Raw genomic sequence first — 12,178 nt, forward strand, 5'->3', positions numbered from 1 at the left:
CGCTCTCCTTCCCCGGCCACTGCCACCGGCTCGAGGTGACCTGCAACCCGGGGATCGGCCGTTACCTGATGGTGATGGCCTCCAACCACCGGGGAGCGCTGGGCATATATGAGGCCAAAGAACCGTGGGGACCGTGGCGCATCGCGTTCTACACTCCGTACTGGGGCCTGGGCGACACCCATGGTTACCGGATCCCGAGCAAATGGATTTCCGGCGACGGCCGCACGTTTTACCTGCTGTTCAGCGGACGCGTATTCGGTGAAACCAGCTACGACGCGTTCTGCGTCCGCAAGGCAACCATTCATCTGGCGGGAGAGTAAACAACAATGAGCCGGATCAAGGAGCGGGTGGCGTTCTACCTCGAAGACTGCACCACCACCGCAGGCAAGCTGATCGAGTTGTCCCTGCTGACGGTTAACCTGGCTGCCTGCGTGCTGTTCGTGATAATCACTTATCACTCGCTCGACGAGGTGCCTGCCGGCCTGGTGCTGCTGGAACTGGGGATGGTGGCCGTGTTCGCCATCGAATACCTGCTTCGCCTCTGGACCGCCGAATTGAAACTCCGCTTCGCGCTAAGTTTCTTCGGCATCGTTGACCTGCTCTCGATCCTGCCCATATTTTTCCAGGTCCACACTCTCGGTTTCGTCCGATCGTTGCGGGCGTTGCGTATTCTGCGGTTCACCCGTTTCCTGGAATCCGAGGTGTTCTTTTTCGGCAGGCTCAGCCGCCTCCAGCTTCAGATAGTCCGGGTGCTGTTCACCATTTTCACGGTGATGTTTATCTGGGCAGGGTTTATCCACTATGCGGAGACCGGCGCTCCCGGCGGCACGATCCACAACTTCGGCGATGCGTTCTACTTTGCGATTGTCACCCTGAGCACGGTCGGCTTCGGGGATATCATCCCGGTCACCCAGACCGGCCGCTGGTTCACGGCACTGATGATTTCCAGCGGCGTGGTCCTGATCCCCTGGCAGGCGAGTCGGCTTGTGCAGGTGATGGTCGAGACCGGCACGCGCCGCAAAAACGTAACCTGCCGTCAATGTGGACTTACGGGCCACGAACCCGACTCGAGCTACTGCCGGCTTTGCGGCGGGGAGCTGGAAGCGGAAATTCCGGGCGGCGGGAAATTAAGCTGACCTGATAAGGCTGATCACTGGATAATCCGGAAGGGCAATTCTGTGAAAGTACTCCTGACCGGCGGGGCCGGTTATATCGGCAGCCACGCCAATAAGCTGCTGAGCGCGAGAGGGCACGAGACAGTGGTGGCCGACAACCTTGCACGCGGCCACCGCGAGGTGGTGAAATGGGGCAGATTGGAACAGGTGGACCTGTTGGACAAAGGTGGTCTTGATAAAATTTTCGCCGCGGAAAAATTCGATGCGGTGCTGCATTTCGCGGCGCTGATTTTTGTCGGCGAGAGCGTGAGACATCCTGACGACTACTACCGCAATAACGTGCAGGGCAGCCTCAACCTCCTGCGCGCGATGCGCAGCCACGGTGTGGGCCGGATAATTTTCTCCTCGACAGCCGCGGTCTACGGCACTCCGGAAACCTCGCCCCTGTCCGAGGACCATCGGCTGGCGCCGATCAACCCCTACGGCTGGAGCAAGCTGATGATCGAGCAGGTGATCCGCGATTTCTGCTCCGCCTACGGGATGAAAGCCGTAATCTTCCGCTATTTCAACGCAGCCGGAGCCGACCCGGACTGCGAAACGGGCGAAAACCATGACCCGGAAAACCACCTGATCCCGCTGGTGCTCAAAGCGGTGCGCAACCCCGAGCGCTCGCTCAAAATATTCGGCACGGATTACGACACGCCCGACGGGACCTGCGTGCGGGATTTCATCCATGTCAACGACTTGGCAGACAGCCACCTGCTGGGCCTGGAGAGCTTGATGGAACCTGGCGGCGAGGGCACGGCCCGAGTCTATAACGTAGGCAACGGCGAGGGGTTCAGCGTACGCGAAGTGCTCGAAACCGCGGCGAAAGTGACCGGGAAGCTGCCCGGAGTCGAGGAAGCTCCCCGGCGCGAGGGCGATGCGGCCCGGCTGGTGGCCTCCAGCGAGAAACTCAGGCGCGAGCTGGGCTGGCGGCCCGCTTACGCCGAGCTGACGAAAATTATCGAACACGCCTGGGCCTGGGAACAAACCCTGCCGGTGGACTGAAGAGTTTTCCTGCGGCCGGCCCAGCTGATACATTGTATTTTTTTCCGGCGTCTAAAAGCGTGCTGAAAAATAATGGATTCAGGATAAAAAGGCTGTCAAGGGCCGTTTCGAAGCCCAACTAGTCAGCAAAGATTATTCAGACGTCAAAGCTGACAACCAATTGATTATTCAGTATGTTAGAGCAGAAACGGCTTGCCTTGCCCTTGACAGCCAAAGCAACGATACATTTTAATTTGGGGTGTTGAAGTCTTTTTTTCAACGCCCCTCTAAATCAGGAGTGATGACTGATGAAAGTGAAGCTGCCGCTGCCACTATTGCTTGCGGTTCAACTCGTCGTTTCACTCCCGGCTCAAGCCCAGCGGGTACAGCTTCCCCACGAGATTGTCCGCGACAGTGACAACAAGGTTCTCGCCTGGTACAAACCCGAAATTCCCGGCGCGGCTTATGCAAAAGTGGCCGGACTTGCCGCCGGGTTTCTCAAATCCGTCCCCGTGGAGCCTCAATCCGGTCTTAAACTTTACATGGTGCACGCTGATTTCAGAGGGCCGAACCAGGACCCTGGTTATTCCCAAGGAACATCGGGTACGAATTGGATGGCTAATCCGGCCTGTGTTTTCGCCGGGTTCGTGCAGAGCCTGGCGGTGGACTACAGGGCGTTTTCCGGGGACGATGCCTGTCTGGATATCGTCCGAGAATGTCTCGACCAGATGCTGGAACGGGGCACGACACCAGCGGATTGGCTCTGGCCTAATTGTCCTTACGCCAGCGCCGATCCCAGGAACCGGATTTACCAGGGCGCAACCAAGTGGGAGGACGAAGGAAGGGGCGACGGCCTGCACTGTATCGAACCCGACAAGGTCGGGGAACTGGGAATCGGATACCTGAAATTCTATGAAATCGTCGGGGACGGGAAGTATTGCCGGGCGGCGATCGACTGCGCGGATGCTCTGGCCCAAAATGTCCGCGACCTCGCGGCGGACACGAACAGGTTTGCCCAGGATTTTCCCGGCGGTTCTCCCTGGCCGTTCAGGGTCAACGCCCGCACCGGAGAGGTGATCGACGACTACACGTCAAACGTGGTGGAGGCGGTGCGGTTGTTCGATGAACTGTTGAGGATCAGCGACGTTATCGATCTCGATTCTGCAAGAGCGGACGCCTTCACGCGCGCCCGCAAAATCGCCTGGGATTGGCTGTTCGCCAAGAACGGCCCGATGAAAACCTATGTCTGGAACGGGTATTTCGAGGACATCCCCAGCGATCCCGCCTGTCAGAACCGGGTGCAGATCACTCCGCTGGAAACCGCCCGTTATATCCTGAAGCACCCCGAATACGACCCGGAATGGAAAACCAGCGTGCCGGCTCTGCTGTATTGGGTGGCCGGCGCGTTCGCCACCGACGGCATGGACGCGATCAAGGAGCAGACCTGGTGCTATGCGCCGATGGGCAGCCACACGGCCCGCTACGCCTCGGTCTGCGCGCTGTATTACGAAAAAACGGGTGAGGAAAGATTCAAGGAAGAAGCTTTCAGATTTTTCAATTTTGCCACCTATATGTGTGAACCCAACGGCTATGTCTGGGTCGGCCCCGGCTGGCCGACAGCGTGGTTCTCCGATGGTTACGGGGATTATATCCGGCATTTTATCGAGGGGCTGGGGGCTGTTCCCGAGTGGGCTCCCGCGGGCGAAAACCACCTGCTGCGCTCCTCGTCAGTCGTGCAGAAAATCTCCTGCGGTCCGGATTCGATTTACTACAAAACCTTTGATAATCGCGCCACGGATGTGTTCCGGCTCGGCGGCAGGCCCCGGGAAATCACCGTTAACGGCTCGGTTCTAAACGAGTCGACAAACCCCGCCGGACAGGGCTGGACCTGGGAGGAGCTGGATCAGGGCGGAGTACTGCGGATAATGCGTGAAAACGGCTCCGAGGTCAAAATATCCATCTAAACTTGGATTGGGCTTGCGCTTTTGTCCTACACCCGAAGTGCATCAGTTAAAGTATCAGCCTTACATTTATAAACAGAATTATCCCTTTAGCAAACCCATCTCTTGACTTACTGCTAAAATTTTCGCAAACTTGACGTGTGTCTAATTCCTTCATTATTCTATTTCAGTAAAGGAGTCATCATGTCTGACAAACAGGGTGCTGCGCGAGGGTATGAGTACTACAGAAACCCAAAAGCATACGCTTTAGATCAAGCCGTTGATATCGTTAAAGAATATGCTTCATCCGCAACACCAAAAGGCCCCAACTCTTTAAAAGATGCAGTCGAAACTTTGTACCAATCTATTTTGAAGCTCACCGAAGATGCTGGCTCAAATTAATCTTGTTCTTTTACGGCCTAGACTATTACATGATAACGCTGAACTATTTTTTTCAAATACAAACACACCCCGCCCGCTTCGCGGGCACCCCTCTTAATAGAGGAGAATTATTCGTAGGGGCGAACCTTGTGTTCGCCCGCAAGTATTTTCCGCTGCTCCAGGCAGCGGCGATATAAATCATCCAGCCGGTCGAGCACGAGGTTCATCGCCAGGCTGCCGCGCGCCCACTCGCGGGCGCGGGCGCCGAGTTCGGCGCGAAGGAGCGGATCATCCGCCAGACGGGAGATCGCAGCGGCCAGCGCACGCTCATCGTTAAGCTCCACCAGCAGACCGTTGACCCCGTCGGCCACAAACTCCGGCAGCGCCCCGGAGTTGCTGGCCACAACCGGCAGCTCCGAGAGCATGCCCTCCACCGCCACCAGCCCGAACGCCTCCGCGAACGAAGGCACGACCAGGATATCCAGCGAAGCGTACAGTTCCCGCGAGTCGGGGCGGTGGCCCGTGAATTTGATCGCCGCCTCCAGGCCCAGTTCCGCCGTCAGCGTTTCGAGTTCCGCCCGGTAGTCTTCCTCGCTGGCCCCGATCAGCGCATAACGCAACTCTTGTCGTCCTCCGGCCGGCGATGCAGCCGCCCGGATCAGCCACTGCTGACCTTTGCGCAGATCCAGCCGGCCGACAACCCCCACCAGCACGCTGTTCCCGTCCGCCCCCAGCTCACTGCGTATCCGCTTTCGGACCTCCGGTTCGATTTCCCCGGCCGAGGCGAACTGCCGGGTATCCACCCCGTTGAATATCACCTCCACCTCGTCCGGAGCCAGCGGGCATGAATTCAACAGGCTCGCTTTTACGAACTCGCTGACCGCCACCACCCGGTCAACCCGGCCGTAGAGATAGCGGTGCAGCAGGTCGCGCTTGTTGCCCGCGCTGGCGATATGCTTGTGCAGGATTACGGCAGGCTTCCGGCGGGCCAGCGCCAGGGCCATACTCACCAGCGCCAGGTCGCGGCTGAGATGGATCTGGATCACCTCGGGATTGAATTCCCGGATAACGCGGGAGAGCGCCCAGGCCGCCGGCGGGTCGAGATAGGGGCCGATCCGCAGGATGCGGTGCGGGATATCCGATCCGGCGAGGCTGCGGGAGAGCGGAGTGTATTTCTTGGCGACTACGATTGTCTCGTGACCCCGTTCCCGCTGAAGCGCGGCCAGGCTGCGGGGATACATTTCGCGGCCGCCCCAGCCGCCCGAGCTGGTGAGGTGCATCAGGCGCATCTGCCCTCCCGCCGCACCTCCTCCAGCAGGCGCAGAAAATACTCGCGGGCCTTCACGTAGTCGGCGCCGCGACGGTACATGCTGCCGGCGGCCAGCAGGGTTTCCGTCCCGGCAGGCGCATCCCCGCCCAGCGAGTCGGCCACCCATCCCGGCGTGATGACCAGTACTCCCATCGACATCTCAGCGCTCTCCCCTGATTAGCCTGGTGTCCGTGATTTTCCCGTCCAGCGCGTCTCTGAGCCAGCGCGGCCAGCGTTCTGCCCGTCCCTTTGGCGAGGCGTGGCCCATTCCGGGCACCATCTCAATCCAGCGCGGTCCTTTCAGGTTGTTGAACGCGGCCAGCACAGTGGTTGGCGCGCAGACCCCGTCGATAAAACCCGCCGCGAGCAGGGCGGGCACCTCGATCCGCGAGGCCGCGGTGGCGGCGTCGTAATAGCCCATCGTGCGCATCACCTGTTCACGCTCTGTCGCTCCGGCGTGGTTCAGCAGTTGCGGCCAGCCCGCGGGCCGCCCGTGCAGGCTGCCCGCGTGGTCGCAGAGGGCCGGGACATTGGAGGCCAGCGCCTTGACTCGCTTGTCCAGCGAGGCCACCAGCAGGCTGAGCCCGCCGCCCTGGCTGGAACCCTGGACAGCGATCCTCTCCTGATCGACCTCCTCGCGGCTCGACAGGAAATCGAGGCAGCGGATCAGGCCCAGGATCACGCGGCGGTAGTAATAACGGTAGGGATCGTCCATGCCGAAGCGCTGGTAACCGGCCAGCAGTCCCCGCCCGAGCTGATCGTAGTACTCCAGCTCGTGGTCCTGGCCCACGCCATGGATCGCGATAGTCAGGACGGCAAAACCTGCCTCGGCGTAGTTCTCGCGGGTACCCTCCCTGCGCACGCCGGCTCCGGGTATCGCCAGCACGGCCGGGAACGGCCCCTGGCCCTTCGGCACCCTGTACCAGCAGTAAATCCGGCTGCCCTCGAGATTGGCCAGGCTGATCCTGTAGAGTGTCGATTCGTGCTCGTCACCGGGCACCGCCTCGATCCGCGCGTCCAGCGGAATCCGCAGCAGTTCGGCCTTGCCCTGGCCCCAGAAGCGGTCGAAATCATCAGGCAGCGCTCCGGCGGCCCGGATCGCCAGGGGTGCGACAGCGCAGCCCCAGGCTCTGCGCACGGTATCGGCCCCGGCAACGGCTGTCAGGTCGAGACGCAGGAAGCCGGGCATGTCCAGCATCCCGCGGACAACAGCTTCACCGCCGCGCAGCTCCAGCCAGCCCCGTTCCAGCTCCGCCTTGCCATCAACGCTCAACCGGTATTCAATCACCGCATCGGCCGCGGAGCATCGCACCGCGAAAGATACCGTGTCGCCCAGTGCGTAAAGACAGTCTTCCCTGTCGGCCGTGACAGTCAGGTCCAGCGCAGCCGACAGCAGAGAACCGGCCGGACAGGCAGCGATAATCGCGGCCGCAGCTAAAGCCCTGAATAATTTCAATTGTCCTCCAGCCGAAAAATTTCCCGCCGCTGCGAATGCCACTCTCCCGCACAACTTAAGCCGGTTCCGCTGCCTTTGCAAGCTGAGGGGTTTGTGCGCATTGGATTTCTTTCCGTATGATCGAGGACGTGCGCTGCACCAATTTCGTGGCAGTCCACCTGGCGAATTACCCCTGGGCCAGAATCGACGAGTTCGCCGGGCTGCTGGAGAGCAACCCCAACCTGTTCAGCGACACCTCGGGATGGATGGGCGCGATCGGCAAAGGCAGGATGCTGGGACTGGACTGAGCGTAGTAGTCGCGTTAAGGCCTCGCACTCATGTCACTTAGGATTCAAAAAGCTTGATTATCTCTCCCCTGCGTGTCAAATTATGCGGGCGGGAATGCGATGGCGGGAGAGATACTAAAATTTGTATATGGAGAAACGGTGGCTGGACTTTACCTGGATTTCGAGCAGCCGATCCAGAAGGTAATCGAGCGGATCGAGGAGATGCGCCAGATCGCCGACGCCGAGGGTCTGGACGTCCACGACGAGATCGAGAAGCTGGAGAAGAAGCTGGCCAAGGTGCGCGATGAGGTCTACCGCAAGATAACGCCCTTCCAGCGGGTGCAGCTTGCCCGTCACCCCAACCGGCCCTTCTCGATCGACTACATCAATACCGTGTTCGACGACTTTATCGAACTCCACGGCGACCGTTCGTTCCGCGACGACCCGGCCATTGTCGGCGGCTGGGCACGGTTCGACGGCAAGCCGGTGATGGTGATCGGCCAGCAGAAAGGGCGCGACACCAAGGAGAAGATCTTCCGCAATTTCGGCATGGCCCACCCCGAGGGTTACCGCAAGGCGCTGCGGCTGATGAAACTCGCCGAGCGGTTCGGCCGGCCGGTGGTGACGCTGATCGACACCCAGGGAGCATACCCCGGCATCGGCGCCGAGGAGCGCGGCCAGGCCGAGGCGATCGCCCGCAACCTTCGCGAGATGGCCATGCTGAGGGTGCCGCTGGTGGCGACTGTGATCGGCGAGGGCGGAAGCGGCGGCGCACTGGCGCTGGGCGTGGGCAACCGCGTGCTGATGATGGAGAATGCTGTCTACTCGGTGATCAGCCCCGAGGGATGCGCGTCGATCCTGTGGCGCGACGCGGAGCAGAAGGAGAAGGCGGCCAAGGCGCTGAAAATTGACGCGCAGCACCTGATGGAGTTCGGAATTATCGACGAGATTATCGACGAGCCCAACGGCGGGGCGCACATGGATTTTAACGGGGCGGCCGAAAACGTGAGCAAGGCTCTGGAACGTCACCTGAGCCAGCTCAGGCGGCTCAGCCCCGAGGACCTGGTCAGCCAGCGGGTTGAGAAGTTTTCACATATGGGTGAGTACGAAGAGTAAGTTTCCGCAGAAATTAAAGCTGATTGCAAGCCCCTGTCATCTCGGTGATTGGGGCTTTGTTCGTAGTGCCGGCTCAGGAGGACCCCGCCGAAATCGTTGTTCAACTCGCACCGGACCGTGCGGCAGTGGCCGCCCCCGCCGCATTCGATTATTGCAACAGACAGCCACTGCGATCCGGACTGGCCAGGTTGCATGAATTGAGCCTCACAAAACTAAACTTGAATACTTGGAATAACTCATCCGGATTTAAGCTTGAAAAAAACAGGCAGGATCAAAGACGGCTGGACGGAGTTTTCAACTGCGGTGCTCCACCGAACGAGAAAAGAATATATCTTTATCAAGCTCTTGCATAACTGCGGGTAACGGCTTAGTGTCTGGATGAAAATCAAATGGCGGCATATTATTAAGTTGTCCTGTCAACTGTGGGGGACCCGGGTGAAAACGGGCAATGAAGCGCAAAATATGAAGTTTCTTATGTTCCATGAGATAAAAGCTGTTTTTCCGGTCCTGATCCTGTGCCTGGCCGGCCTGGTTTCTTCCTGCGGCAAATCGGATCCTGCCAAACCGAATATCCTGCTGATCGTACTCGACGCGGCCCGCGCCGACGCTTTCTCCTGCTACGGTTACCACCGCCTGACCACACCCAACCTTGACACCCTGGCCGCCGGAGGCCTTCGCTTTACCAGGGCGGTTTCTTCCAGCAGCTGGACTTTGCCCTCCCACGCCAGCCTGTTTACCGGACTTTCGCCTTACGAACACGGCACCTACCACCAGCACGGCTATTTCGTGGATCACCTGGAAACTCTTGCCGAACTGCTGAAAGCCGATGGTTATCTGACCGCCGCTTTCAGCAATAACCCCGTGGTTTCCAGTGCGGGGAACATGGATCAGGGGTTTGATTTATTCGAGGATATCTGGCAGTACAAAAACCCGGCCAAACCCGATGGCCAGATGAATTCGGCCTATATTAATCATCGGATCAAGAAGTTTGTTTCAGCGGTGAAGGATGAAGAGAACCCGTTTTTCATCTTTATTAACTATATGGACACCCATGACCCCTATTACCCGCCGGAACCTTACGTTTCCATGTTTTACGAGCCAGCCGATTCAATGACCAGGAATATTCTCGACGCCATCTTCAACTCCATGCGTGTAAATGCCGGCAAGATCAGCGTCTCGGAGCAGGAATACACAATGATCCGAAAACTCTACGACGGGGCGCTGCGGTATGCGGACAGGATGGTCGACGATCTGCTGGATTACCTGGATGAAGAGGGATTGAAAGACAACACTCTGATAATTATCACCAGCGACCACGGCGAAGTGTTCGGCCGTTGGGAGTTATTCACCCATAACTCTCTGCTTTACCGTCCGCTGATTCACGTTCCCCTCTTAATGGCGCATCCGAAATTGATTAAAACTCCGCGGGTCGTGGACCAGGTAGTGTCTCTCGAGAATATTTTCCACACAATCGTAAACCTGCGCGGGATCAGTCACAGCGATACCACCGGCCTGCCCGTCAGAAACCTGCTCGATGAGACCATCGCCCCCGGACCCGCGTTCAGTATGTTCAAGCCGAGCTCGAGCAACCAACGCGTCAACAGATACAAAAATGACGGCTGGTCATTGTGGACCGAAAAAAACGAGCATTACATCTGGTTTGAAAAGGAGGTCTGGGAGTATTTCGACCTGAACGGTGATTTCGCTGAAAACACCAACCTGTCTCCGCAGATCATATCAACCGACAGCATAGAAACTTTGATAGTCAGCATCAGGGACTCGCTTCACGAATTTCAGGAAACTGAAGCAGACCTGGTCATTACCAGGGACGTTCGGGCAGACGACAATCAGCGGATGGAGGTTCTCAAATCCCTGGGATATCTAGGGGATACAGGTGAAGAAAAAGACGCCGGCGAATTGCATCCGCACGCCAGGGAACACGTGTCCAACGGCCGGTACCTTATTACCCGCCGTGAGTTCAAGGAAGCAGCAGAACAGATTAAGATAGCCCTGGACATGGAGCCGGACAACTTGGAAATCAGGAAGGATCTGAGCGCAGCGCTGCTGCTTGCTTCTGATTTCGACAGATTAACAACGGTCTTGTCCCCGGTCTACGGAGATATCGGCAAGGATACCGCCAAATTACTTGCCATGGGATTTCTCACAATGCGAGGGAAAGAACACGAAAAAGCCTTTAAACTTTTTGTCAATGCGGTGCAGCGTGATAAAACAATTCCCGAAATCAGGTTCCCGCCGATAAGAGCCGCGCTTACGATGGATAATATAGGGTTTTCCTCGAACCAGGCGCTCGTATTGTTGGATAATTTCGATCTTTCCGAAAAGAAATTGATCGAGCTGGCCAGCCTTTTTATTGAATACGGTTACTGCAGCGAGATTACGGATATTTTCCTGACTAGTCTTGAATACAATCTCGATCCTGAAGAGCTGGCGGTCGGATATGCCCTCTGCAACGTGGGCAATAACGCAAATGGAATGGTCAAGCTGATGCCGGCCATGGAGCAGGCGGGGATAACCAGCGATGATATCGACAGGTTGAAAGAGCCGCTGATCGAGGCGTTGGCCGAGTTCGAGGCCGAAGCGGAAGATCCGGACTGAACGAATACATTTGACCACTAATTTCGCTCAGCCGCTCCATCCCGGCGGCGGCGGAAATCCGCGCTCCACAGCCAGGCAGTCTCCACCAACTTCCCGGCCCAGCGCCCAGCGGAACACCGGTGCGCTCTCCATGCAGAGATAGACATAGACCTGCTTATCGCACGCGGCAATCCATTCGTTCAGCGCGCGGTACATTTCGATCCGCACGGGTTGGGGATAGCGGTACTTGCCATCGGGCGGGACCGGATTCAGCTCGCCGGCCAGCAGCGGGTGCGCCGCGAACCGCTGGGCATAATACGGGGCCATCCACGGGCTGTAGCGCAGGCAGCCCAGGCTGATCCAGGCGATATCGCCCTCACCGGCCACCGCGTATATTCTCTCCACCACCTCGCGGTAGTCATCCCGCCAACCGTCGTAATGGAACATCGGGTCGAAATGGAAGCCCAGCCTGTAGCCGGCATCCCGCACCCGGCGGGCCGCCTCCAGGCGCTCATCCAGCGAGGCGGCGAACCGCTCCTCGCTGTCGATCACCTTCTGCGGATTGACACTCCAGCTCACCACCGCGTTGGGCGGCACCGGGTCCACTTCCAGGATGGAGTCCACCACCGCGCTCTTGGTCTTGAGCTCGAACCAGCTCCCGGAGTGACCGGAAAAAAAACGGACCAGTTCCGGGGCGAACCGCAGGTGGCTGTCCAGGGCCAGGCTGTCCGACAGCTCGCCGGTACCGTAGCGCGGCGGGTACCGCCAGTCCCCGGCAAGCTCCTCCTCCAGCTCGGCGAAAACTTTCTCCAGTTCGGGATAAACCGTGATCGTGGGACGGTTGAGGTAGCCCTGGAGCACGCAGTACGAGCAGTCGATCGGGCAGCCGGCCACCAGGTTGATTACCCGGTAGCGGCAGCAGCGCATCCCCGGGCTGGCCGGGCAGGATTCCACCTGACGGCCCTTGTAGA

At 58.7% G+C, this 12,178-nt stretch carries 8 protein-coding genes; 6 read left to right on the top strand and 2 right to left on the bottom strand.

Annotation, left to right across the window (positions count from 1 at the left end; translation table 11 throughout):
- Positions 1-326 precede the first annotated feature (326 nt).
- The 4 genes from FVQ81_17165 (at position 327) to FVQ81_17180 (ending at position 4,486) form a co-directional block, all read left to right on the top strand.
- Complete coding sequence (locus FVQ81_17165) at positions 327-1,136, top strand: ion transporter (protein MBW7998262.1); 810 nt, start codon at positions 327-329, stop codon at positions 1,134-1,136.
- Between the two features lie 42 nt (positions 1,137-1,178).
- Positions 1,179-2,165 carry a UDP-glucose 4-epimerase GalE gene (gene galE, locus FVQ81_17170; protein ID MBW7998263.1) on the top strand — a complete coding sequence of 329 codons (987 nt, stop codon included), beginning with the start codon at positions 1,179-1,181 and terminating at the stop codon, positions 2,163-2,165.
- A gap of 287 nt (positions 2,166-2,452) precedes the next feature.
- Entirely contained in the window at positions 2,453-4,108 is a 1,656-nt protein-coding gene (locus FVQ81_17175) for a hypothetical protein (GenBank protein MBW7998264.1), read from the top strand.
- A 180-nt stretch (positions 4,109-4,288) separates the two neighbouring features.
- The gene (locus FVQ81_17180; GenBank protein MBW7998265.1) at positions 4,289-4,486 is read left to right on the top strand and encodes a hypothetical protein; all 198 of its coding nucleotides are present in this window, start codon (positions 4,289-4,291) and stop codon (positions 4,484-4,486) included.
- A gap of 107 nt (positions 4,487-4,593) precedes the next feature.
- Here FVQ81_17180 and FVQ81_17185 read toward each other — a convergent pair whose 3' ends face one another.
- Both FVQ81_17185 and FVQ81_17190 read right to left on the bottom strand, forming a co-directional pair.
- Entirely contained in the window at positions 4,594-5,901 is a 1,308-nt protein-coding gene (locus FVQ81_17185; GenBank protein ID MBW7998266.1) for a glycosyltransferase family 4 protein, read from the bottom strand.
- 33 nt (positions 5,902-5,934) lie between these two features.
- The gene (locus tag FVQ81_17190; protein ID MBW7998267.1) at positions 5,935-7,230 is read right to left on the bottom strand and encodes an acetylxylan esterase; all 1,296 of its coding nucleotides are present in this window, start codon (positions 7,228-7,230) and stop codon (positions 5,935-5,937) included.
- A gap of 386 nt (positions 7,231-7,616) precedes the next feature.
- Here FVQ81_17190 and FVQ81_17195 point away from each other — a divergent pair, with 386 nt between their 5' ends.
- Positions 7,617-8,612 carry an acetyl-CoA carboxylase carboxyltransferase subunit alpha gene (locus FVQ81_17195; protein ID MBW7998268.1) on the top strand — a complete coding sequence of 332 codons (996 nt, stop codon included), beginning with the start codon at positions 7,617-7,619 and terminating at the stop codon, positions 8,610-8,612.
- A gap of 378 nt (positions 8,613-8,990) precedes the next feature.
- A complete protein-coding gene (locus FVQ81_17200; protein MBW7998269.1) occupies positions 8,991-11,228 on the top strand; it encodes a sulfatase in 2,238 nt (745 codons plus the stop codon).
- Positions 11,229-12,178: the final 950 nt, after the last annotated feature.

The sequence above is a fragment of the Candidatus Glassbacteria bacterium genome (genome assembly GCA_019456185.1).
Taxonomy (GTDB): domain Bacteria; phylum Gemmatimonadota; class Glassbacteria; order GWA2-58-10; family GWA2-58-10; genus JAJRTS01.